We start from the raw sequence: 23,661 nt of genomic DNA on the forward strand, positions 1-23,661 counted from the left end.
TGTGCTCGGCATGCGAGGATAAAGCGGGCGATCGCTTGGGCTGTTGCGTTGTTTGCGGCTAATTCGGGATCTGATACATTACACACTAGTCCAAAGCTGCTTCCAATTAGCAAATTCTATCGATATTTTCTCCTCCAATTCTATCATCCTAGATGGGCTGCTAGTGAATTATAAAGAAAACTTTAAGTAAGTAGCAGTTCATGAAACCAGCCTTCATGTAAGCACTGTCGCACTTGGCTTGAAAATCCGTCATATAAAAAAAGGATTGGGCAATAGGAGACCCTTCTTACCCAACCTCGGTATGCTAGTCTTTAATCTATTCCAGATGATTTGCATCTAAACGATCTCACACTCCAAAATCGACTATAGCGAACTGTTCTCCCCCCAGCGCAGTCTTTGAGAAAGCGAAAAAATACTTCTATGCTTCTTGGATTTTAATGAGATAAAAGGCTCCTGCTGATTCTTCGCCACATTGTGGGCGATATGCCGGAAGCGCAGCCCGCTTTCGAACTCGGGATTAAGCGCAATCGGGATGCCCTTATGTACGGAACGTATAATTTCTACATCGGCATGGATCACGCCAATCACACCGATATTGAGAATACCGATGATATCCTCCATCTTTACCGTTGCCGAGCTTTCCTGTTCGTCGGCCATATTAATGATGAGCTGTGGAGGAGCCGGAATCCTATCTTCTAATAATCCGATTACGCGATCCGCGTCCTGAAGCGACGTACGATGCGGCGTAGTTACGACAATAGCTTCATCTGCTGCTAAAGCTGCATTCCAGAATCCATTTTCAATGCCTGCTGGCGAATCAATCAGCACATAATCATAACCCCGGGCTACTTGCTGCACAACCTCGCGAAAAATTTGCGGATCATCGTGATGCACCGCGTCGTTACTACAGGAGATAAAGGCCAAGGTGCTGATTCGCTTGTCTTTGACGATCACTTGATGTAAAGCACAACAGTCGGTCAGGAAATCGGAAATATGATAGATCACCCTATTGCTCAAACCAAGCGGAATATCCAGATTTCTCAATCCAAAATCAGCGTCGATCAGGCAAACTCTGTTCCCCGATAAGGCAAGGGCAGTCCCCAGATTAGCCGTAATTGTTGTCTTGCCAACTCCACCTTTACCTGATGTGATACATATAACTCGTGCCATTGGAGTCACTTCCTTCTTAAAGTACTACTGTGGGACATCATGACAACTATTTCTTCACGTGTAATTGTTATATCGGGCACTGTGATTTTATCATGGTGGATTAGCCTATTTGAGAAACCTAAAGAAAACTTTAAAATCGTGCTTGTAACGCACATCATTTTGAAGAGGATGGAAAAGCGCAGACTTGTTGTTGAGGAATTCAATATCTTGAGTAGGTTACAAAGCTAGTGGAAAGAACACAGAAATGGGAAAATAGCGTAAGTACTACCCCCAACGCCATTTTCCCACTTATAATAGGTTACCACCCTTACTGCTATATTCATGCTTGTGACGTACTGTCAGCAACCAACATATAGCCGCTTCCCCGAACCGTAATGATTATCTCAGGATCAGCGGGGTCATACTCGATTTTTTTGCGTAAATTACTGATGTGTACAGCCACTGTTCTCGTATCCTCCAGACTTTCCATTCCCCATATGATTTGAAACAACGTATCGACACTGACGACACGATTCACGTTTTGTGCCATATAGGACAGCAGACTGAACTCTTTCTTCGATAAATAGATAGGTTTACTCCCCGTGTTGACGGACTGACTATAGAAATCCAGTGTCAGACCCGGTAACTCCAGTAGTTGTTCCCTTTTGCCCGTCGACACTCTGCGAAGGTGAGCCTTAATCTTGGCCATGAGCACTCCAGGACTGAATGGCTTGGTCACATAATCGTCGCCACCATAGGATAATGCGCTAATTTTCACTTCATCTTCCTCCTGGCTGCTCAGAAAAATGATCGGCGCACTGGTGAAGTTACGCGCATTCCTGCACCAATCAATGCCGTTTTCATTAGCCAGCAATATATCCAGTACAATCAAATCCGGCTCGAACGATGCAAGCAGCTTCATGGCTTCTGTCCCGCTATGGCTGTAAGTGGAGATAAACCCCTCCCGTTCGCAATACACTTGAACAATCTCGCATATATGAGGATCATCATCGACGATCATTATTTTGTGAGTGTCCATCCCATCATCCCCTTCCTTCATTGCCGATACAAGGAAGCGTTACATAGAAAGTCGCCCCCATCTTACCGTCGCTCTCCGCTCGAACTGTCCCTCCTTGTGCGAGTACGATTTCCCTGCAAATCGCTAGCCCTAGCCCACTGCCTTCTATTCCATTCCCCAAGCCCGGCCGATCGTATCTGTAATTACGTTCGAAGATTTGCTCAAGCTGATCCGGAGGAATCCCCATGCCAGAATCCTGTATGCTAATAACTGCATGGGGAGCATGATTCAATTCGTCTACAGCTAGCGCAATACGTAACAGTCCTCCCCTGGAGGTGAACTTCATAGCGTTCGACACTAGATTAAACAAGGCTTGCTCTACTCTTTTAGTATCCATTTCAACAATAGGCAAGTTAAATTGTTGATCCTCTGCATCTCCGATATCCAGTATGAAATCTAATCCTGCGTCACGCACAACCAGCTCATATTGTTCAAAAAAATCACGCAAGAAGGGAATGATCTGAATCGGCTCCATTCGGTACGAGACCTGTCCGGTCTCCAAATGCGACAAGAAAGACAACTCCTCGATCATACGGTTAATCCTTATCGTGTTCTCCCGGATGTACTTCAGATATTGTTCATTACGTTCCGGCTTGACCCTGTCCTGTATAGCTTCTACATACCCAAGCATGCTGGACAGCGGCATACGCAGATCATGTGTAATATAGGCAAGAAGCTTCTTCCTCCCTTGCTCGGAGTGAAGCAAGCGATCATACGAAGTTCGGAGATCATTATGAGCTGCAGATAAAGCCTGTGTTCTCTCCTCTACGGTCCGTTCCAAATTCATATTCATTTCTATAAGCTTGTCGTTAGCATCCTGCAACTCACTTGAGATTCTCTCCTCATTAGATGCAGTCCTCGTAAATCTCGAAGACAGCAAAATCATCTGTGCGATCGTAAATATTAATAAACCAAGCGGGGATGTATTTCCGATCAGCGACCAACCGCTGTAATATAAAAAATCGTTGACAACCGTGACCAAAGTAACCACCGACACCAGCAGGAAGTTCAGTGCTCCCTCCATGCGTTGCGCAGCCGCATGAACCAGCCCAACCATCAGATAAACCATATGTAGAACAACCATCACACCTATAATTAGCAATAATTGGGTATAGACCAGTGCCGGGGTTACCACAACAAGGATACAGAATGCGCCGGTTACGATCCGGCTGCCAAGGCGAAACCATTGCTTTACATAATTCGGAAAAATACAATCAAAATACATGGTGATAATATAACCACTAACGATAAGAATCAGATACTCGATCTTGAACTGCAATTCCCAAGGGAATTGAGGAAACCATAGGGTAATAATGAGCTCGCCGTTTAGCAAGGATCGAATACCAACCAGCACGGTGAATAGCCCAAAATACAACGGGGCCTTGTCCTTGCGTCGCAGTACGAACAAGAGCAGATTATATACGCCAATCACGAGTAGCCCTGCCGTGATGAACATTTCTGCCGCTACTTGCTGGTTTGCCCTGTCCGTTAATACGTCACTTCCACCCAACTCTATATACATGGTGATACCGCCGCGCTTGTGATTGAAGTTGGCTACTTGCATAACCAGTTCTACCGTGTCGTTTTCAGGCTGAAAAGACACCAGCTTTGTTTCCAGATGCGGGGTCATGCTGCTTTTGTCCTTACCAACATTACCAACTTCTTCCAACAATTCGCCATTGACCCATAACTTATACGCATTAAAAATGCTAGGTAGCCGCAGAGCAAGATGCTCGTTTCGATCCTGCTCGCTTAGTTTAATGACCAGTCGAAAGGTTGCATAACCTGTCCCACCCAGCTTCTCTCCCTCTAACCGGTAGCCTGACCAAGAGCTCGGGATATTGATCCAGTGGTCCTGACTTTCCATTAATGAACGCCCCCGTATGTCTTCGGGAGACAGCAACTCTTTCCAGTAGAAAGCCCACTCCCCTGTTAACTTTTGCGGATGCGTACGGACATCAACCCGTGTTAAATCTAGAATACCTTCTTCACTTTGAAACTTGGGAGAGTTCGGCTCAGAGAGGACGACATAGCCCGCAATCAAACCAACAACAATGACAGCAACGATATAAAACCAAACCGTACGAGAACCGATTCGGAGAATCCCCCTCATAATGAACCCAACCCCATTCTACAAGAGCACATTGAAGTAATTGATCTTCCAAATAATATCATTAATATAGGAGAATGTACCCTGCAAATTTCTAGGAGGAGTCCAGAACAAAGCATCACAGTGAAGCCCTTTTGACGACACGTGCTAGCTAGGCGGGTCACCAAAAAAAGTACACACTTTGAAGTGCGTACTTTTTTATGAAGGAGCTTATTCGTAATGGATCTTTCGAGCACAACCTCCATGTCCCAGAATCACAGACACTTCATGAACTATAAAGAACTATTAATGATGTCCGCGAATGCGTCCCTATTGTACGTATCATCCTGAATGCGCCATTCTCCCTGATCCTGCAAAAAGGTGATATCGCCCGATAGCGGAATGGACTTGAACTCCTTGCCGTTCTCGTCTGTAAATTTCAGATCAAGCGTGTATTCCACCAGAATCCAGTCGCTCTTGTTATCTTTGATCTTGGTTTGTATATTTTCAGGATGCAGTTTCGCTTGTTCGATGTGTGCAACCTGAAGAGGCAAGACAATATATCGATTAGCCATGTAAGCCTCATAATTCCTGGAGGTCAGGAATGGCTTCATCGTGCCTCCTTTGGCCAATAACCCTTCCATCTCTAACGTATCCTCATAATCCTTGCCATCCACAGTGAGTTCTGTTGTCTTATACTCCAGTGACATTTCGAGCGCTTGTTGCTGCTCCTCCGCTGTTGCCTTCTGATCACTCACATCATTCGGCTGTTCCGTTACTGGTGGAGTGACGGGTTCAGTGCTTTCCGCTGGTTCAGATGGTGCTGTACATCCCATTAACATGGCGGCGGAAAGAAATAATGTCCCCATCACAGATGCCAACTTGCGCATGGTTAATCCCTCCCTTTCTCGTCAGTATTACTCTCAATTATCCCTTCAATAGGATATAATGTCCAGTTATTGGGCGCATCTGAACAGACACCCAGTGAATTACATCCAATGGGTGTCATCTTCATCATAGATTGTGTTATAGTCATCGGGAAGTGGACCAACTCTCGAAGGATAGCGCCTGCGGGTCCAATAACTGCGTGTTTCCTTCAACAATGAAGGTTTGAAAGCTATGTCAACTTATCAAGTCGTTCCTGTGATCTATGATTCCAAGGAACAGATTGAAGCAATTATTTTACTCGAACAACAATGTAAACAGCTTGATACCATTCATCTGAAAGCAGACCTTGACCATATCAGCAAAAAAGACGGAGACCACGCACTCCTCTGTTATCGCCACGGTGATTTGGCAGGACTCCTCAGTTGGTATCCATCCGACGGCGTAACCGGGAATATTAATGCCATCGTACATCCACAGTATCGTCGCCAAGGTGTGTTCAGCAGCCTACTGGACCGAGCCATCTTAGACATGAAACCACAAGGGATCAACCAACTCAGTTATCGCGTTCCTCAGGGCTTATCTTCGGGTGTTCATACTGCCCAATCCCTCGGAGCGATCTATGATCGTGCGGAGTACTCGATGCAACTTGCGAATGAGGTCCTTTCGGTTGTGGAGCCGCATGAAGTAACGTTGTCCGTGGCAGAAGCCGAGGATATGGAATTTATGGTCACTTGCTCCTCTCAAGCCTTTGGAGATTCGGAGGACTGGACACGCGAGTACTTTATGCAAACAAATGAACCCAGCCGAGTCACCTATATTGCATGGCAGAATCAACTGCCTGTTGGGCTGGTACGAGTCAACTCCATTAATGCAACAACTGCATTTATTCATAACTTCTGTATCTTGCCTGCTAATCAGGGACAGAAACTGGGGCGCACTGCGCTTAGCATCCTGGTTGATCTCCTAAGGAAACAAAGTTACACAAATATCCGCTTATCCGTTGTTACCGAGAACAAACGTGCTTTGAATCTGTACCGCAGTGTTGGTTTTGAAGTGAATTCTGAGTATCACTATTTCAACGGTAGTTTATAAAAGGCAAAGGAGAGAGAGATCGTTTTCCTCATTGGGAGATGGTCTCTCTTTTTATATATTGGAGAATTGAAAAATCAATTTATAACCATCGAACGTTTGCCCGTACATCTCCCGATAGTTACCTTTGGTATAATTATTCACTGTTTTCCGCCAGAAAGATTGGCCAATCTTATTGTTCTCCGATGGATTGGTGAACAACTCCCAGTTTCCTCTAAACATGCCGAAGATCGTTGATGCCGCGTGTTCAGCAACACCTACACCTCGAAATGGCTGCATCAGAAAGAAATCATGTACAAAGAAATTCGTGCCTTGTGAACAATATGGCGGAGTAGCTATGAACGCAAAACCTGCCGGTATGCCATCCACAATCATGAGGAACGGATAAAGACACTCCGGTTTTTCCCACCAAATATTCTGCACATTATACTGATCCTGTAACGTTTTGTAATCAGGACTTGGCTCAAAAATGCCATGTTCGTTCGGGGTATGCTCTCCACCCAGACCATAATGTCCGGATAGATCATGAAGGTATAGCGGGTACATATTTTTAATCACATACGCCTCGTCTTTATTCGTTAATTTCACTTCTATATTCATATTCACCAACCTTACCAGATGATTTAAGGAGTTAATTCATGAACTCTCACCGCATAACCTTGTACCGTCAAATGAATTGTACGCGTAATTAACAACCTCGAATATGTAAAAAACCATTAATAACCATTTTTTATCCTTACAGGAAAAAGCCACATTCGATTGCTCGAACATGGCTTCTATCGTTTCATCCCTTTTTGCAATACACAATTTTCTTGATGCTATCGATGGATAAACAGTATTGGTCCGCAAGCTGATCGATGGTTGTTCCCGCAGAAAAAAGCTGGCGGATCTTGTCGTTTCGCTCCCGGACAATCCTTCTGCCACCCGAATTCTCGCCCCACTTCTTGTGGGCATCCTTGGGCCTCGGAATATAGATCAAGCCACCAGAGATATGAAGCTGTATTTCTTTGAGTAATTCTTCCGGGAAGATTGTATCCGCATTAATATATTTCACGTTGCTCCACTCCTTAAAAGTTAAAATCTTTAAGGCAGCAGAGTCATACGATGAACGCATTGGATATTCGATATAATGGTAAGGCGGAAGTGGATTTCAGGCTCTATGCAAACAACCGCCGTTGTTCATCACATGGACTCTGCATAGAGCGGGTCGTGAAACTTCTTATGAATCGAATCATGGTAGCCCCCCATTCAGTGAATCAAAATCAAGTTACTTTAGATGGTACTCCTATATCTTCCATACCAGAACCTTATATCCTTCTACTCGTCGATATATTGGCTTAAACTCCGTTCCAGCATCCCTCTAACCTGCTGCTGCAGTTCGAGCGGAGACACCACCTTCACTTCCGGCCCATAGGAGAGTAATTTTCGCGCTGTAAAAGAAAACTCCTCAGGCGGAACCAGTCCGCGCCACTCATGGCCTTCAACCAACTTGAACAACACATCTGACGCAGCAATCCTTGCTCCAAATTCCGTGAATTGCAGCACCACTTCTACGCTTGCTCTATCTTCTTTGGCATCTAGCCATGCCTTCAGACTCGGAACAGATTCATCCACCGATTCCATAACAGCCAACTGCTGCATGCGATCCACCCGATACAATAATACGCGGTCCCTACTTCGGGCTGGCATGTACCAATTTCCCTGCTCATAGTAGATGCCATAGGGAAAGACTTGGACTTTTTTACGCCCACTGCGGGCATGATACATAAATTCAATTTCTCTCTTTTCCACCGCTGCACTCAATATCTCTGTTGTTAAAGGCTCGGAATGCCCACCAGGATGCTGAACAAAGGTGATATGCTCTCTCATTTGCATAATCAGATCCTGTACATCCTCAGGCAAAGTAGAGAAATACTGTTCAGCCAGATGTTCACGCATGGATCCATAAGGAAAATCCGGTACTTGCTGTAGATATTCCAGCATCATGAACAGCCCTAATGCCTCCTGCTGTGTCAGTTGAAGAGGTGGCAAAATCCGATTGGGCAACACCCGATATCCTCCGTTCACGCCAACTTCTGTGTACAAAGGAAAACCCAGCGCCTGCAATGCATCCAGATCTCGCTGGATCGTACGAACCGAAACGTCGAACCGTTCTGCCAGTTCCCGGGCAGTGAACTTCTGTCTTGAATCCATCAGGCGCATGATCGCAAGTTTCCGATGATTCATGTATTCAACACCCTAACTACGTCAACTTTTGTCATAGTTAAAGTGTATCATACATTTTAGAAGGGAGCGATGAACATGTCTGATAACAAAACCATTTTGTACATTGCTATGAGTTTGGATGGATATATCGCAAGACTGGACGGTTCGGTCGATTGGTTATTTGATGTGGAGGGTGATGGTGGAGACAACGGGTATGCTGCCTTTTATGAAACGATCGGTAGCGTTGTTATGGGACGTTATACGTATGAAGAGGTGCTCACACTGTCCGAAGAATTCCCCTATGCGGATCGGCCAACATATGTGCTTTCTCGCTCGGAACAGCCGCCCGCTCCGCATGTACAGTTTACAACCGAGACGGTAGATACGCTCATTCCCCGATTAAAGCAGACTTCTGATGGAGACGTGTGGATTGTAGGTGGCGGAATACTGGTTCAAGCTGTGTTAGCAAAAAAATTACTGGATGAGATTGAAGTCGCTATCATTCCCAAAATCCTTGGTGAAGGCATCCCCTTATTCCCGACAGGCACTGTGCCCAGTCAATTCAAAATGGTCCGGACCCAGACACTGGGACAGATCATTTCGATTCGTTATGAGGTACAGAACAGCGGCACAGTGGATACACCTTCGAATGTCTAGATAAGTAGAAAAGGAAAAAGACCATTCTTATGATGAAGGGACCTCATCAAGTTAGACACCATCTAACCATTGGGGTACATTTCATGAAAGAGTGGTCTTTCCATTTCCGTATTTCAAGCTATCCTAACATGCCTTGTATATATTCCGCTAACACCTCTGCCGTCCTACGGTGAGATAACTCGCCTGGATGGGTGCGCGCCCCTACCGTCTCTTCGGTTGTATCAGGAAGCTGGATGATTGAGACCTTACGATCTCCTGTCCCCTTTGTATACGCATCAACCGCGCGGTAGATGGCAGGCATCATGGGAAAACCAAGCATGCCATAAGCCCATACGAGATGTGCATCCGGATTGTTTTTTCGAAGTTTGAACAGGAACTGTTCCACCGCTTTCTCAAAAGCAGCCAGATCTTCTTCATGATACGTACCATCTTCGTTCAAACGCTGCTTGTACACCTTGCCCGTGTCGGGGTCTTTCCACTCCGGTGACTGAAATGCACCCCCATCATTACTGCCCAGGTTCACGACCACCACATCCGGCCGCCACGAACCAAAATCATGCTGATCTCCTGCACCGAGCGCTTCGTTACGCTCACCAGTAAGCAAGCCGCAGACCTGTTCGTAATACTCGGGGATGTTCCCCTTTGGATTGTTATCCCAACTTGTCAGCACACCCCAGCCACTTTGCGAGATGACCCGGTATTCTGCATTCAATGCCTCTGCTGTCATGAACGTATAATTATGTATGGCGCTAAACCACATCGGAATCCAATCTTCCTCCGCTTTCGCTCCAATCGCACCTTCTCCAGATGTAATACTGTCACCAATGAACTCGATCTTGTACGGTTTTTCCTGCACAGGCAGGAACGCTCCATCCGATTTCACCGCATGAATCTGCAAGGCACAACCCGGGTCACCACTCATCGCTTGAACATCTTTGACGATCCGTACATTCTTCACCACATCTGCGTTCATGCCTCGGAATACACAGACCCAGTACCTTCCCGCCGTTAACATCTGTCTGCTCACCGGAACACCGTTGATCAGAATGCTGATCCATGACTCATACATGTCATACTGTGACTCTACCTCAACCCATAGTTCGGAGCCCCGTACATTGAGTTCAACTGCACTCCCCGTCCAAAATAACGTCAAAGGCGCCAGCTCTCCAGTTGTTCTGCCATGCACTTTGAGATAAGGCAGTTCCGTTAACTCATAGATCTTTAACCCGGTATTCGCTTGTACACTCATCCTTTATTCCCCCTCAACGATTCATAAAAGTAATTATTAAGCGCTTTCCTATGTATCGATAACATGTTCGTCGTGATGCATCCATCTTATTATGTATTACGCACAGAACCAAAAATCCCCTGCAAGCAAGCCATGTTCAAGTCCATCATATCAGATGTGCTGGAACCATCGTTCGCCCATAGGGGATTTTTTCAGTTCTTTTTGTTCAAGTATCGTTATAAAACCTTACCCAGAAACGCCTTGGTCCGCTCATGTCGGGTATTCTGAAAGATCTCTTCAGGCGTGCCTTCTTCTACAATATATCCGCCATCCATAAAGATCACCCGATCCGCTACCTCACGGGCAAAGCCCATCTCATGTGTAACAACAATCATCGTAATTCCCTCATGAGCGAGGTCTTTCATGACTTGCAGCACTTCTCCAACCATCTCCGGGTCCAGTGCAGACGTAGGTTCGTCGAACAACATCACACTTGGGTTCATGGCGAGTGCACGCGCGATGGCTACACGCTGTTGTTGCCCACCTGACAACTGCTCGGGATAAGCATCCCTCTTCTGAGACAGCCCAACCTTGCCGAGCAGTTCCATTGATTTTTTCTCATTCTCGGCTTTGCTCAGTTTCTTGATATGCTTCGGCGCGAGCATGATATTCTCCAGCACGGTCAGATGCGGGAAGAGGTTGAACTGTTGAAACACCATGCCCACATTGGTTCGTAACTGATCGATATCCGTCTTGGGTGAAGTGACCTCAATACCACCAATCGTCACCTTGCCAGACGTCACACCCTCCAGCAGATTGAGACAGCGCAAAAACGTACTTTTACCAGACCCGGAAGGCCCGATGACGCATACAACTTCTTTCTCCCGAATCGTTGTGGAGATGTCCTTCAACACCTCATTGGCACCAAACTGCTTTTTCAGGTTCTGTACGGTAATCATCGGATCGCATACCTCCTCTCAATGAACCGGGAAGCCCGGGACAATAGCACAATAATGATCAGATAGAATATGCCCACTACACCCCAGATTTCGAATGCCCGGAAGTTGGAGGAAATAATAATCTCCCCGCTCTGCGTTAATTCTGCGATACCGATCGCCGACAACAGCGATGTATCCTTAATCGTAATAATGAACTGGTTCACAAAGGTAGGGATCATGCGCCGGGTTGCTTGAGGCAACACGACCAGTCGCATCGTCTGGAAACGAGTTAAACCCAGGGATCGCGCCGCCTCATGCTGCCCGTTGCTAATGGAATTAATCCCTGCCCGGAAGATCTCCGAGATGTAGGCTCCGGCATTCAGACTAATCGCAATGATCCCTGCGGTCATCGCCGGAATGCGCATATCCAGGAACACAGGCAGACCGAAGTAGATGAAATATACCTGCACCAGAAGGGGTGTGCCACGGATGATATCCACGTAAAGTGTAGCTACCAGCCGCAGCAATCGATTCAAAGAAGTGCTCATCAGACCTGAGATCAATCCGATCACCATCGCAATGATGAGCGAGATCACGACTAGTTTCAACGTAACTACTGTACCCTCTAACAGAAGAGGCAGTGCGTCTATTATGACTTGTAAGGAGGAGTCCATCCGTACCACATTCCCTTCTATTTAGCCGTTGTTCCCAGATAGTTGCCAACAATCTCGTCGTACTTTCCGTTTTCCTGCAATTTCTTCAGTCCATCATTAATCTTCTTCTGCAACTCCGCATCGCCTTTGGCAACAGCAATGCCGTAGAAGTCACCGTTCAATCGGTCTCCAACGATTTTGAGTTTGGCGTTTGGATCGATGGCGATCTTATAGGAGATGACAGGGAAATCCTCCAGTGTAGCATCTGCGTTTTTGTTCGCGACTTCCTGATACATCGATGGGCTGTCATCAAAATATTTCACGGTTGCCCCATAGGTTTTCGCATATTCATCTGCGAGATTGGCACCTGAGGTTCCTTTTTTAATCGCAATAATTTTTCCTTTTAAATCTTCAGGACTTTGGATGTCCGCGTTATCTTCATGTACGATTAGGGACAGACCGGCCTGATAATACGGGTCCGAGAAGTCCACGACTTTTTTACGTTCGTCCGTAATACTAATGCCTGCAATGGCTCCGTCCAACTGATTCGCCGTAATAGCCGGAATGATGCCTTTGAAGTCCATCGGTTTGATCTCTACCTCAAAGCCCTCTTCTTCCGCAATCGCGTTCATGAGGTCAATATCGATCCCTACATATTTGCCGTCCTTCTGGAACTCAAAAGGGGGATACGTTGCATCGGTACCAAATGTGTATTTCTCAACAGCTGAACCATTTGCCGATTGTGCATTGCTCTCTTCACCGGACTTTGCTGCACCGCAGGCACTAAGTGTTAGAGCAAGAACGGACGCCATTACAATGGATGCTACCTTTTTCATAGAAAAACCCCTTTTCCGAATTAGATTGGGATCGACCGAATCGACCGTTTGTATTTATGTACGTATTGTAGTTCGCTCCCTACGCCAACTTACATGATCCTACATAAAATAATTACAACTCATGAAAATTAAATTAACATGTAATGTTTTATAATAGATAAACGCGCACAAATCGTTAATAAAAGATCCGATTTTAATTATTTATGTAAGGTTATATGACAATTAAGAAAGTGATAAACAAAAAAAGCCGAGAATCCGTGAAGGTGTTACCTTCGGGAATCCGGCTTTTGGATAAGAGAAAGAATATCTCAGTTACTATTTAGTTATTCAGTTATTCAGTTATTCATCTTTTCAATTGTCTCCATATAGAACACATGCAGGAACTTTTTGATATTAACCTTGCCTTTGTCTCCTGCCTGATCTTCTTCCATCGCTCTCATCTTCATTCGAACATCCTGGAAGTCGAAGTAGAGGGGAGCATAATGTTCGAACTTGTGGTTGCTATAATCGGTGAGTCCAATCGAGGCCATGTTGGTTAGTGCGGCAATTACGGTTCTGCGAATGCGTTGTTCCATCGCCTTGCTCTCTTTCTCCACGTCTTTGGGCGTAGACTTGTACGTCTTGGCCACCGCTTCATACGACTCCTTCAGCGGCGGCCACTCCGCGACCTGCTTCTGGTCAATTGCATACTCCATAAGGGCCACAATATCCTTGCTGCCACTTTCTCCGATAATCCCCAGATCCATCAGAATGCTTCTTGCCGCATCTCGCACCGTACGACCTTGGGCAGGGGCAGGCGCTTCCACCAGATTCAATCGGGCCATCGACTGTTTAATCTCCAGCACGTAACGTTCATACTTCCACTGTTCATTCACTTTGCTGAGCACATGCTCCACTTCCACCCGATTAATCGGTTTATGAATGAAGAATTCAATTCCGTTTTGGTAGGCAGCCCCTACCATCTCTTTATTCTCCACCTGAGAGATCATAATGAATTTCCCGGTATAACCGCCGTGCTTCAGCTTCGCTACCGTCTCAATTCCGTCCTGATCCGGCATCAGCAGATCAATCAGCACCACATCGGGACGCAGATCCATGATCATTCGAGCTCCTTCTATACCGCCCTCTGCCATGCCTGCAAGCTCGCCGATTCCACAGGATTCAATGATATCATGCAGCATACTCCGGCTCACCACATCATCATCCACGATCATGATAGAAAGTGTCATCGACATCGGCCCCCTTGATTAGATTCATTTTGGGAATAGCTATAGCGAATGTTGTCCCTGTCTCTCCTGGAGGCGCCGACTCAACCTTAATTTGTCCCGCCAACGACTGAACGATATCACGTACATGGGACAGGCCAATGCCCGTCGCGGCAATGCCGACTTCATTAAACTTTGTTGTATAGCCCGGTTCGAAGATAACATCCCGTTTGGCTTCAGGTACGCCTTTTCCAGTATCCATCACGACGAAATGCACGTCATCTTCCTGCTCATACACACGAACTCGGACCGTCCCTTCATGCTCAATCGCTTCTACCGCATTGGCAATCAGGTTATTCATAACCGTGAGAAGAGGAATGTAATACGGAGACTCACAATCATACTGTTGCTCGATGTCGATCTCAACCTGCTTATGCAGCATTTCGCTATATTTCCGGTTTGCTTTGCTGGCAAAGTTCAGCACTTCGGACAAGCTCATGTTGACCGCTTTTTCGTTATCATACAGCTTCAGCAGACCCGCGAGAATGCGTTGTGAATCCTTCTTCACTTCATGAATCTGCTGAGCGATGCCCAGCGTGCGCTGACTGTATTGGTTCATGTCCTGCTCCCGGAGATCGCGATATAGATCATAGCTGTCCGCCGTAATACCTTCGATCGTATTCATCGCTTTCTTCAGGTAAAAGACCTCGCCATACAGACCCGAGTTCACACTCAACATCTGCTCCATCCGCTTCTCCTGTTCTGCATGTAAAAGCCGCATCTGCCTCACCGCAATGCTGTTATAGAGCCCAATCACAAAGTAACTTCGCAAACCGCCTACCACAAGCAGATACAACCATTCCTTCATATAAAAGATATTGGTCCCGCTTAACATTCCGCGAAGAAGAAGCTCAACAAGATTAGAGGAGAAATCGATACATGTGATTAACCCGCCGAGCAGAAGAGGCTGCATCTCATGGAATCGATGCTTGAACTTGCTAAGCCCATAAGCAAAGACCACATAATACACGCCTGCCCCCAGGTTGTCCCGCATGCTTTCCAGTATGGAGACGGTCTGTACATGATTGATGAGATCTGCCGACTGAAACAGGAAACTTGCGATGCCTGTCAGGATTCCTGTCTTCACATAAGATAGGTGTGGCATGATCATCAGCAGAAATAAAAGGATGCTAACCCCCAGCCCGATACGGAAGTAATCTTCCCGGAACGGATTTATCTTGAATTGTGCCCCTACCGCTGTGGCAAAGGCAATGGCCGTCATCTGTACATTCTCATTTTTGACCCAATTGCGCATCGATCTCTTCACCCACTCTAACAACATTTAGCGCTCAATGCCGGAACCCGCGCTTCTAATGTTAAATATACTAACATATGAAAGAAGCATTAGAAATAATTAAAATTAGGGAATGTACACGCAAGCAAAACAAAAAGGCCGGAAGTCTTCACTTCTGCGGCCTTTTCCTTATATCTCATCCGGAATATCAAATGATACCATCGTTCCCTCGCCCGGCTCACTTACGATTGATAATCCCTGACCATACCGTTGCAGCAGCCTGCGGTTTGTATTTGCAATGCCTATCCCGCCTTTTCCGCCCAGCGTAGCATGCAGTAGCTCAGCAACCTTCTCGGGTTCCATGCCTTTGCCATTATCCTTCACCTCAATACGGGTATAACCCTCATGGCGAGTGATGGACAGGCATAACGTACCGCCTACATTTCGACTTAATAGACCGTGTCTGACGGCATTTTCAATCAAGGGCTGAATCGATAGCGGCGGGAGAAGTAACGAAAGGTCTGGCTCTACGTTTAATACCACCGACAAGCGATCTTCGAATCTTGTTTTTTCAATAAAAAGATAGGCTTCCACGAGTTCCAGCTCGTGTGATAATTTCACCAGTTCCCCTGTATTGAGATAGTTGAAGCTGATCCGTAAATAGGATGAAAAAGCTTCACCAAGCTTCCGCATATGCTCTGTATCAATATCACTTAAAACCATAAGTGAATTCAGCGTATTGAACAGAAAATGGGGCTGAATCTGAGCCTGTAAATACGCGGCCTCCATGCGCAGGCGCTCTTGGATAGACTGATTTAGCATGGTCAATGCACGTATCCGATATTTCAGTTCCACCGCATCCACAGGCTTCGTGACATAATCATTGGCCCCCGATGCAAACCCCGTGTAGATATCTGGCGGCTGACTTCGTGCCGTCAACAGCAGCACAGGAAGCTCCGACATCGAGAATTGTGCCCTCACCTTCTGGGTTAACTCATATCCGGACATATTGGGCATCATCACATCTGTAATGAGCAGATCCCATTGACGTGTGCCGAGCAATTCCATCGCTTCCTGACCCGAACCTGCTGTAGTTATATCATATGGTTCCGTCGAAAGAATGCTGACTAACACATCCAGATTCACCGGATCATCATCCACAGCCAGAATGGTAGCTCTCCCCTCTTTTAACAACGGAGCCATCTCTGCTGTCGCCAAGGCTTCCGCGTCCCCCATACCTGGGCGGGGTAACAGAAATCCGCTAGGTGCATCTTCCATCATCTCGGCGGCCTGTTCCCATATCAGGGGAAGTTGTGACTGAGCCTGATCGGCGGCTTCATCCGCGAGTGGCAGATCGAAGCTGAATACCGAGCCCTTTCCGAGTTCCGAGCGAACCGTAAGTGCCCCGCCGTGCAGTTCTACGAGCTCTTTGCAGATGTTCAGTCCAAGCCCGATGCCTTGTCCATCACTGATTCCATACGACCCTTGTTCATACGGAAGGAAAATGCGCATCCGTGTATCCTCATCCATGCCAATGCCTGTATCGGCCACATGAATCAGAGCATGTCCTTCACGAATTTCGGCACTTACGGATATCGTTCCTTCCTCCGTATGTTTAAGCGCGTTATGCAGCAGATTATACAAAATCTGAACGAGCCTTTCTTCATCAGCCATGACCAGTGGGAACGATTCCGTAATCTCCATATTAAGGCGGACTGGTTTTCGTTCTGCCATGAATTGCAGCATGGCGATAACGCCAGGCACAACCGACTGTATGGAAAGAGGCCCCTGACGTAACACAATGCGGTGCTCCTTCAGCCGGACTACATCCAGTAGATCACCAAGGAGATGTGACATCCGTCGACCGATCGTAATCAGCAACTCCATATCCTCCAGGCTTCGTTCATCCAACCGGCTTTTCTCTCGGGTAATCACGTTGTGAGCGATGTTAATGATCCCGTGCAGCGGGGTCCGCAGTTCATGTGATGTATTCGCCAAGAATTGATCTTTAATTTTGTCACCCTTCTGCAGTTCTGTATTCAGCTTCATATTCTCTTTGGCATTCCTGAAGTATTTCTTGAACCAATAGGCGGAGAAGCCGGTAATGGCAAAGATAATGTCAATAGGATAATAGACTGTTGTCACATCTCTGGCTGTCTCGGCCACACTCCACAACAGGTTGGATGTAATACCTCCTGCAGTAAGCAGCAGAAAAACAATATCCCGGTCCGACTGTTTCCTGAAGATCATCGTTCCGACGATATATAGGAACCAGATCAGAGATACAAGAAAGAATAGGTTAATAACGTTGTAATGGATCATGGCATATGTAATATGAATGGGCACCACCACAATCACGGCCGTATAGATCAAGGTCATGACAACATGCCACTTTAGCCATGCCTTTCGTACATGAACCACCGTTAATCTCTGGAATAACAGAAGGATACAAGCATTTTGCAGCAACAATGAGATCAATCGAATTTTAATGCCCCAGGTATAATTAATTGGAAGCCATAACATCAATATATTGTCATGACCCATCGTAACCGTGATGCCCACAGATAAAGTTAATAGGGCTCCAACCAGCAAGGAACGTTCCTGTCGATTAAATGCGTAAAGAATACAGGCATACAAGCCGTGGAGGAGCATAACCAGAAAGGTGAGCATCTGAAAACCAATGGAATACCAACGCGAAAAATCAACGGCTGCCTGTGAACCAAAGCGAACAGGTTTGCTAATTCCGCCCATATACGGGCTGTCGTAATTGGCTACACGGACCAATAGTTCAATGGAGGTTGTTCCTTCCTGATCATAGGTCGCTGTATACGAAGTACTTCGGGGTATATATGTACTGCTATCCGCGGAGACCTCACCCATCCCCCCGTCGTTGTATCCATTCATCTCAACCTCGGATGAACTTTGAATCCCTTTGAACCAAAAGGTTACCGGCGTCTGAAGTGGATCTGTCAAAATGCGCAATCGATACGTTCCGTATCCGAACGAATTCTCTTGTTCCTGACTCTGTCCAATCCTCCAGTCTCCTGGGACCTGAACACTCTTCGCACCGCCATTCCTCTTCGCAATATCTTGTTGGGTTAGTAACTCATCCGGGTAAAGTTCCCATTCCCCATTCAAGTACATGACAGGGGACTGATCCAGATCCACATCTCTCAGATCAAGCACCCCGTTAACGGCGCGATGCTCATCTACTGTGTGGAATAACTCTGACCATACCGAGCGCATGCCAATTAACACTCCAAAAATAATTAGCATGATGATCAAATATTTGTAACGGTCCCTACGTTTCGTTTGAAGTAATTTCATTAATTATCTTCTCATGACTTTGGTTAAACCGAGCTTCCAGTCCTGATACCATTCGGTAATGTCCTCACTGATCGGTATCTCCAAATCTTGCTCCATTCTGGTGGTTAAGAGACGATACTGCTCCTCCACACCGAGATCGTTGTGTATTTCATCATATAACTTCATTAGCATAAAATAACTTTCTTCTTCATCCGGAAGCATATGCTGGATACGTTGTGTACTCTCGATCACTTTCTCCGCCAGCCCATGCTGCTGGTAGTACAGACTTAGTTGTCTCATATGATACAACCAAAGATAGCGTAATCTTTCCCGCTCAGGTTCAGCCCACATGTATTCATAATTGCCAAGATAGGTACCCTTATATAGATGAAGCGCTTGCTCATAGGCATGAACGGTACTTGCGTCTACGACTTTCCATTGCCTGATTTCCCGTTCCCACTGCTCACTATCCAACTGAGCCTCACCCAATTCGAGTCGATAACCTGCCTCCAGGTGTCCACTCTGAATCGTGATCATATCCATATTGCAAGTTTTCAGGGTTTGGCGGACATGATAAATCGCAGTGTAGAGTTGGTGTGCCGTCTTCTCCTCTTCCATTCCCGGCCACAGAAGCTCCAGCAGAACACTGCGATGGACGACCTGGTTCCGGTGGTGAAGCAAGTATGCAAACAGCTCCTGCGCCTTGCTTGTACGCCATTTGGCAACCTGGATATCCTTTCCTGGAAGCTTAAACTGAATCTGATTAAAACAGCAAATTAAAGGTACGTTTGTATCCTTTGACCGCTGCTCGCGTTTTACGCTCAGTTTCTCTCTTACGCGGCTTACCGTCTGCTTCAATCGATCCTTTTGGATGGGCTTCATCACATAATCCAAAGCCTGTAGTTCGAAAGCATGCACCGCATATTGATCGTAACTGGTCACAAATATAATTTCGGTGCCCGGTGTTGCCGCCTGAATCTGTCTTCCGAGATCCATACCATCCATCTCCGGCATATGAATATCCAGAAATACAACATCGGGACGGTGCTCCACAATACCCGCCACAGCCTCTGTTGGATTCATATATGTAGCAATAATTTCAATGCCGCTTACTTCTTTTTCTAGTGATTTTTGAAGGCCTATCAACGCTAGACGTTCGTCGTCAACCAATATCACTTTCACAGGAGCTTCCTCCTCAACCCCAATGTCTTAAAGTACATTTCTATGATTATAACATGGAAGTTGCAGTCCTTTCGTTTAGATCTGGCAGAATCACCTCTCTCCTCAACGTGAATTAACTCACCAAGCAAGCGAGAAGCACTTCATTTCAAAACAACGTTAAAGAGGCTGTCCCCGGTATACCTACCGAAAACAGCTTATGGCCTGCATGTAATGAATGTACCCTGTATTTATATTACTCCCCGGATCTCATCCAATGAATACACCTTTTCCCGCTGCATCCATTGTTCAAGTCCTTCCACCAACTCAGCTCCTGCACGCAAATGAACAAAATTATACGTCCCTACCTGGACGGCCGATGCTCCAACCATAATGAATTCCACAATATCCTCCACCGAACAAATACCTCCCATGCCAATCACCGGAATCGACACCGCCTGTGCCACCTGATGCACTATGCGCAGGGCGATCGGCTTGATGGCTGGTCCGGAAAGACCGGCATACGTATTCGCAAAAACGCTGCGACGGCGACGAATATCAATTTTCATCGCCGAAAAGGTATTGACCAGCGAGACGCCGTCCGCGCCTTCCTCCTCACACATGTATGCCATCTGCGTAATATTCTCTGCATTGGGAGACAGCTTGACGACCAGCGGAAGTGTCGTCACATTCCGTACCTGCCTCACGACCTCCCGAGCTGTCTCCGTCTGAATGCCGAATTGCATCCCGCCCTGCTTCACATTGGGACAGGAGATATTCAATTCGATCATATCCACGCCCCGGCAATGCATGGTACGCCGCTTCTGTGCATTTTCCGTAATTAAAGCGATAGCCTGAACGTATTCCTCCAGATTGGCACCACCCACATTGGCGATCACCGCCGTATCCCACTTTATCATCTCATCCAGTTCCTCCTGCAAAAAGGCGGCAATCCCCGGATTCTCCAGCCCTACACTATTGAGCATCCCGGATGCTGTCTCATCGATCCGTGAGCCTGTATTTCCAGCCCTCGGATGCAGAGTGAGCCCTTTGCCAGCGATGCCGCCCAATACCGCAGGATCGTAATATTCCGCATATTCACGTCCGAATCCGAACGTGCCTGAAGCCATGATGATCGGATTTTTCATAGACACACCAGCAATGTTACACGCCATGGAGAGCATCAAATTTCAACTCCTCCACCGGGAATACAGGACCTTCCTTGCACACTCTGCGATTGCCTGCATGGGTACGTATTGTGCAACCCAGACAGGCGCCAATGCCACAGGCCATATGCCGCTCTGTGGAAATATATAAACGAGCAGACGTGCACGCCGTTTTCAGCGCAAGAGCTTGCAGCATTGGAGTCGGACCGCAGGCAAATATAGTAGTGTAACCTGCCGGATCAACCTGCTCCACAATACTTCCGCCTACCTTGACCTGCACAGATGGAGCCACGGCCTCGAATGCCTCAACCCCGAAGGCTTGCTGGGCAAATCCCAGATACACATGTGATTTCTGGTAATGCTTGGCTGCCAGAAGCAATGGAGCTGTGCCCATTCCACCGCCAATGAGCGCCAGACTTCCCTCAATCTGCGGAAAACCATTGCCGAAAGGCCCCTCCAGTTGAAGCTCCTGACCCGGCTGTAGCAGGGATAACTGACGTGTGCCTTCTCCAACAACACGATATAAAAAGGTGATTCCACCGTCTCCGATATCATAGATGCTAATCGGTCTGGGCAACAGGGGGTAATTCCTCCCGCTACGGAGCATGTAGAACTGCCCCATATGACCTTTGTAATTGCCCTCAATCTTCATCACATATATGCCCGGAACCAATTCTTCATTCGATATGATCATAGCCATATACCCCCTCCACTAACCACTCACTATAACGTAAAAGAAACCACTTTTTCGTGATTATTTTCACATATTTTCAGTGAAGTTCCAGACCACTTGCACGGGTATCCAGTAGATCATTTTCGTTTTGCAAAATTTAATTGTATACTATGTTCAGAAGATAAAATACTCAATCCGGTTTATAAGAGAGGATGACCCGACATGTCGGACGCAAATCATTTATTTGGACAAGCCTTGGTAAAATCACTGGTTGGGGAACGTGGACATATTCGTATTGCATCAGCTTTACCAGATATCGATGTCACACTTGCTGCTCGTACGCACGATGCCATGCCATATACGATCTATCAGTTGGTGAAGCACATGCATTACTGGCAGCAATTCATGCTCGATCACTTGGAAGGACGCAAACCACAGCTCCCTGCTAATGTGAGTGAAAGCTGGCCTGAGGAGAAGGGTCCACAGGACGAAACCACGTGGAAGGCAGATATTCAGGCATTCTTGGATGGTGTTGATCAAGCCGTAGCCATTGCAGAGTCTGCACAATTAGATGATCCACTGCTCTATTTCCCGGGTGAAACCAAGGCAGGACTTCTGCGCAATATCGCATCCCATAACTCGTACCATCTGGGTGAGATTGTTCTGCTGCGCCGCTTCTACGGCGCATGGCCGCCTCCAGGTGGCGGATATCCGGCGTAAGCCATATTTACAACAGATCTATTGGACGAATATACAGACACATCTAAGCTGTGAAAGGACAATTGTTCCTTTTACAGCTTCTTGTGGTTATAGGCAAGTAATATCCATTGAAGTGCAAATTTTAACACTCATATCCTGCTCCAGGCTCATATATTACTTCAAAGTACGTATATGACTTTGAGGTGCGTACTTCTCATCCTTCTTTTTCTGACCCACAATATGAACAGAAGAAGAGAGGAGCATGTCCATTGAAACCCGAACAATCCGTTACCCGTTACACCGCACTTGTCATTGGTGCTGGAGGCGTTATTGGAAGAAACCTTATCGATTATCTGATGACACTTCCGCAATGGAATGTCATTGGTGTATCTCGCCGCGGAGGGGAAGATGCCCCTGGGTTGCGTTATATATCAGCTGATTTACTGAACGAAACAGACACACAAGACAAACTGAGTCATTTAACGACCGTTACGCATATTTTCTACGCCGCGTATCAGGATCGTCCAACTTGGGCCGAATTGGTACAGCCCAACCTGGCCATGCTCGTCAATGTCGTGAATACCATCGAACCGATCGCTTCAAATCTCCAACATATTAGCCTAATGCAAGGATATAAAGTGTACGGTGCACATCTGGGCCCATTCAAAACACCTGCCAAAGAAACGGACGCATATCACATGCCTCCTGAATTCAATGTCGATCAGCAACAGTTTCTCGAGGATCGGCAACCCGGAAGCAGCTGGACCTGGTCAGCCCTGCGCCCTTCCGTGGTATGTGGATTCGCTCTGGGTAATCCAATGAACCTTGCCATGGTTATTGGCGTGTATGCGTCTATCTCCAAGGAGCTTAACTTGCCATTACGATTCCCCGGGAAAGCAGGAGCGTATCATTCGCTTCTTGAAATGACTGATGCAACATTGCTGGCTCAGGCAACCGTATGGGCAGCAACCGAACCTCGCTGTGCCAATCAGGCATTTAATATCACTAATGGTGATCTGTTTCGCTGGAATGAACTATGGCCCAAAATCGCTGCATTTTTCGAATTGGAAACCGCACCTCCACTGCCCCTTTCACTTGCAACAGTGATGGCAGATAAGGAGAATCTTTGGAATTCCATGATTGAAAAGTATGGTTTAGTAAACACCCCTTATGACGATGTCTCTTCCTGGGCATTTGGTGACTTTGTCTTCTCGTGGGATTACGATTTCTTCGCAGATGGTTCCAAAGCTCGCCGCTTCGGATTCCATGATTTCATTGACACGGAGACTATGTTTATGGATATCTTCAGAAATCTGCGTGATCGCAAGATCCTTCCGTAAAGTAGATAAA

21 protein-coding genes are annotated in these 23,661 nt (G+C 46.6%); 4 read left to right on the plus strand and 17 right to left on the minus strand.

Annotated elements, in window-relative coordinates; genetic code table 11:
* Positions 1 to 363 precede the first annotated feature (363 nt).
* The 4 genes from minD to MKY66_RS29535 form a co-directional block, all read right to left on the minus strand.
* The gene (gene minD, locus MKY66_RS29520; protein ID WP_076213690.1) at positions 364 to 1,170 is read right to left on the minus strand and encodes a septum site-determining protein MinD; all 807 of its coding nucleotides are present in this window, start codon (positions 1,168 to 1,170) and stop codon (positions 364 to 366) included.
* A gap of 319 nt (positions 1,171 to 1,489) precedes the next feature.
* A complete protein-coding gene (locus MKY66_RS29525) occupies positions 1,490 to 2,170 on the minus strand; it encodes a response regulator transcription factor (protein ID WP_339806591.1) in 681 nt (226 codons plus the stop codon).
* A 22-nt stretch (positions 2,171 to 2,192) separates the two neighbouring features.
* Positions 2,193 to 4,340: an ATP-binding protein gene (locus MKY66_RS29530; RefSeq protein ID WP_076213687.1), complete on the minus strand. Its 2,148-nt coding sequence runs from the start codon at positions 4,338 to 4,340 to the stop codon at positions 2,193 to 2,195.
* A gap of 269 nt (positions 4,341 to 4,609) precedes the next feature.
* On the minus strand, positions 4,610 to 5,206 hold the full coding sequence (locus MKY66_RS29535) for a hypothetical protein (RefSeq protein ID WP_076213684.1): 597 nt from the start codon (positions 5,204 to 5,206) through the stop codon (positions 4,610 to 4,612).
* A gap of 229 nt (positions 5,207 to 5,435) precedes the next feature.
* On the opposite strand from MKY66_RS29535, the gene MKY66_RS29540 reads away from it, so the two are divergent.
* Positions 5,436 to 6,296 carry a GNAT family N-acetyltransferase gene (locus tag MKY66_RS29540; RefSeq protein WP_076213681.1) on the plus strand — a complete coding sequence of 287 codons (861 nt, stop codon included), beginning with the start codon at positions 5,436 to 5,438 and terminating at the stop codon, positions 6,294 to 6,296.
* A 51-nt stretch (positions 6,297 to 6,347) separates the two neighbouring features.
* On the opposite strand, the gene MKY66_RS29545 is transcribed toward MKY66_RS29540, so the two are convergent.
* The 3 genes from MKY66_RS29545 to MKY66_RS29555 all read right to left on the minus strand — a co-directional run bounded on the left by MKY66_RS29545 (position 6,348) and on the right by MKY66_RS29555 (position 8,519).
* On the minus strand, positions 6,348 to 6,893 hold the full coding sequence (locus tag MKY66_RS29545; protein ID WP_076213678.1) for a hypothetical protein: 546 nt from the start codon (positions 6,891 to 6,893) through the stop codon (positions 6,348 to 6,350).
* Positions 6,894 to 7,077: 184 nt separating this feature from the next.
* Entirely contained in the window at positions 7,078 to 7,347 is a 270-nt protein-coding gene (locus tag MKY66_RS29550) for a CD3324 family protein (protein ID WP_076213675.1), read from the minus strand.
* A 263-nt stretch (positions 7,348 to 7,610) separates the two neighbouring features.
* Positions 7,611 to 8,519, minus strand: a complete 909-nt coding sequence (locus tag MKY66_RS29555; RefSeq protein WP_076213672.1) for a YafY family protein — start codon at positions 8,517 to 8,519, stop codon at positions 7,611 to 7,613.
* A 69-nt stretch (positions 8,520 to 8,588) separates the two neighbouring features.
* On the opposite strand from MKY66_RS29555, the gene MKY66_RS29560 reads away from it, so the two are divergent.
* Entirely contained in the window at positions 8,589 to 9,155 is a 567-nt protein-coding gene (locus tag MKY66_RS29560; protein WP_076213670.1) for a dihydrofolate reductase family protein, read from the plus strand.
* Between the two features lie 118 nt (positions 9,156 to 9,273).
* Here MKY66_RS29560 and MKY66_RS29565 read toward each other — a convergent pair whose 3' ends face one another.
* The 10 genes from MKY66_RS29565 to MKY66_RS29610 form a co-directional block, all read right to left on the minus strand.
* Positions 9,274 to 10,404 (minus strand): SGNH/GDSL hydrolase family protein, encoded by a 1,131-nt coding sequence (locus MKY66_RS29565; RefSeq protein WP_076213668.1) that lies wholly within the window; start codon positions 10,402 to 10,404, stop codon positions 9,274 to 9,276.
* A 215-nt stretch (positions 10,405 to 10,619) separates the two neighbouring features.
* Entirely contained in the window at positions 10,620 to 11,342 is a 723-nt protein-coding gene (locus tag MKY66_RS29570; RefSeq protein ID WP_076213666.1) for an amino acid ABC transporter ATP-binding protein, read from the minus strand.
* Positions 11,339 to 11,995 carry an amino acid ABC transporter permease gene (locus MKY66_RS29575; RefSeq protein ID WP_074092820.1) on the minus strand — a complete coding sequence of 219 codons (657 nt, stop codon included), beginning with the start codon at positions 11,993 to 11,995 and terminating at the stop codon, positions 11,339 to 11,341. Before MKY66_RS29575 ends, MKY66_RS29570 begins: the two co-directional genes overlap by 4 nt.
* A gap of 17 nt (positions 11,996 to 12,012) precedes the next feature.
* Positions 12,013 to 12,810: a transporter substrate-binding domain-containing protein gene (locus MKY66_RS29580; RefSeq protein ID WP_076213664.1), complete on the minus strand. Its 798-nt coding sequence runs from the start codon at positions 12,808 to 12,810 to the stop codon at positions 12,013 to 12,015.
* 335 nt (positions 12,811 to 13,145) lie between these two features.
* The gene (locus tag MKY66_RS29585) at positions 13,146 to 14,039 is read right to left on the minus strand and encodes a response regulator (protein WP_076213661.1); all 894 of its coding nucleotides are present in this window, start codon (positions 14,037 to 14,039) and stop codon (positions 13,146 to 13,148) included.
* Positions 14,011 to 15,357 carry an ATP-binding protein gene (locus MKY66_RS29590; RefSeq protein ID WP_339806599.1) on the minus strand — a complete coding sequence of 449 codons (1,347 nt, stop codon included), beginning with the start codon at positions 15,355 to 15,357 and terminating at the stop codon, positions 14,011 to 14,013. Before MKY66_RS29590 ends, MKY66_RS29585 begins: the two co-directional genes overlap by 29 nt.
* 141 nt (positions 15,358 to 15,498) lie before the next feature.
* Positions 15,499 to 18,636, minus strand: a complete 3,138-nt coding sequence (locus MKY66_RS29595) for an ATP-binding protein (protein ID WP_076213656.1) — start codon at positions 18,634 to 18,636, stop codon at positions 15,499 to 15,501.
* A gap of 3 nt (positions 18,637 to 18,639) precedes the next feature.
* Entirely contained in the window at positions 18,640 to 19,797 is a 1,158-nt protein-coding gene (locus MKY66_RS29600) for a response regulator (RefSeq protein ID WP_076213654.1), read from the minus strand.
* A gap of 227 nt (positions 19,798 to 20,024) precedes the next feature.
* Positions 20,025 to 20,957 carry a dihydroorotate dehydrogenase gene (locus MKY66_RS29605; RefSeq protein WP_076213651.1) on the minus strand — a complete coding sequence of 311 codons (933 nt, stop codon included), beginning with the start codon at positions 20,955 to 20,957 and terminating at the stop codon, positions 20,025 to 20,027.
* A complete protein-coding gene (locus MKY66_RS29610) occupies positions 20,938 to 21,639 on the minus strand; it encodes a dihydroorotate dehydrogenase electron transfer subunit (RefSeq protein ID WP_076213648.1) in 702 nt (233 codons plus the stop codon). Before MKY66_RS29610 ends, MKY66_RS29605 begins: the two co-directional genes overlap by 20 nt.
* 195 nt (positions 21,640 to 21,834) lie before the next feature.
* On the opposite strand from MKY66_RS29610, the gene MKY66_RS29615 reads away from it, so the two are divergent.
* Both MKY66_RS29615 and MKY66_RS29620 read left to right on the plus strand, forming a co-directional pair.
* Positions 21,835 to 22,332: a DinB family protein gene (locus MKY66_RS29615; RefSeq protein WP_076213646.1), complete on the plus strand. Its 498-nt coding sequence runs from the start codon at positions 21,835 to 21,837 to the stop codon at positions 22,330 to 22,332.
* Between the two features lie 248 nt (positions 22,333 to 22,580).
* A complete protein-coding gene (locus tag MKY66_RS29620; protein ID WP_076213643.1) occupies positions 22,581 to 23,651 on the plus strand; it encodes an SDR family oxidoreductase in 1,071 nt (356 codons plus the stop codon).
* Positions 23,652 to 23,661 lie beyond the last annotated feature (10 nt).

Source organism: Paenibacillus sp. FSL R5-0766 (assembly GCF_037971845.1).
Classification (GTDB): domain Bacteria; phylum Bacillota; class Bacilli; order Paenibacillales; family Paenibacillaceae; genus Paenibacillus.

Coding starts and splice junctions, on each gene's coding strand:
- MKY66_RS29540 (WP_076213681.1), top strand. CDS start 5,436: ATGTCAACTTATCAAGTCGTTCCTGTGATCTATGATTCCAAGGAACAG.
- MKY66_RS29570 (WP_076213666.1), bottom strand. CDS start 11,342: ATGATTACCGTACAGAACCTGAAAAAGCAGTTTGGTGCCAATGAGGTG.
- minD (WP_076213690.1), bottom strand. CDS start 1,170: ATGGCACGAGTTATATGTATCACATCAGGTAAAGGTGGAGTTGGCAAG.
- MKY66_RS29610 (WP_076213648.1), bottom strand. CDS start 21,639: ATGGCTATGATCATATCGAATGAAGAATTGGTTCCGGGCATATATGTG.
- MKY66_RS29605 (WP_076213651.1), bottom strand. CDS start 20,957: ATGCTCTCCATGGCGTGTAACATTGCTGGTGTGTCTATGAAAAATCCG.
- MKY66_RS29545 (WP_076213678.1), bottom strand. CDS start 6,893: ATGAATATAGAAGTGAAATTAACGAATAAAGACGAGGCGTATGTGATT.
- MKY66_RS29535 (WP_076213684.1), bottom strand. CDS start 5,206: ATGCGCAAGTTGGCATCTGTGATGGGGACATTATTTCTTTCCGCCGCC.
- MKY66_RS29575 (WP_074092820.1), bottom strand. CDS start 11,995: ATGGACTCCTCCTTACAAGTCATAATAGACGCACTGCCTCTTCTGTTA.
- MKY66_RS29565 (WP_076213668.1), bottom strand. CDS start 10,404: ATGAGTGTACAAGCGAATACCGGGTTAAAGATCTATGAGTTAACGGAA.
- MKY66_RS29615 (WP_076213646.1), top strand. CDS start 21,835: ATGTCGGACGCAAATCATTTATTTGGACAAGCCTTGGTAAAATCACTG.
- MKY66_RS29590 (WP_339806599.1), bottom strand. CDS start 15,357: ATGTTGTTAGAGTGGGTGAAGAGATCGATGCGCAATTGGGTCAAAAAT.
- MKY66_RS29560 (WP_076213670.1), top strand. CDS start 8,589: ATGAACATGTCTGATAACAAAACCATTTTGTACATTGCTATGAGTTTG.
- MKY66_RS29525 (WP_339806591.1), bottom strand. CDS start 2,170: ATGATCGTCGATGATGATCCTCATATATGCGAGATTGTTCAAGTGTAT.
- MKY66_RS29530 (WP_076213687.1), bottom strand. CDS start 4,340: ATGAGGGGGATTCTCCGAATCGGTTCTCGTACGGTTTGGTTTTATATC.
- MKY66_RS29555 (WP_076213672.1), bottom strand. CDS start 8,519: ATGAATCATCGGAAACTTGCGATCATGCGCCTGATGGATTCAAGACAG.
- MKY66_RS29585 (WP_076213661.1), bottom strand. CDS start 14,039: ATGACACTTTCTATCATGATCGTGGATGATGATGTGGTGAGCCGGAGT.
- MKY66_RS29580 (WP_076213664.1), bottom strand. CDS start 12,810: ATGAAAAAGGTAGCATCCATTGTAATGGCGTCCGTTCTTGCTCTAACA.
- MKY66_RS29595 (WP_076213656.1), bottom strand. CDS start 18,636: ATGAAATTACTTCAAACGAAACGTAGGGACCGTTACAAATATTTGATC.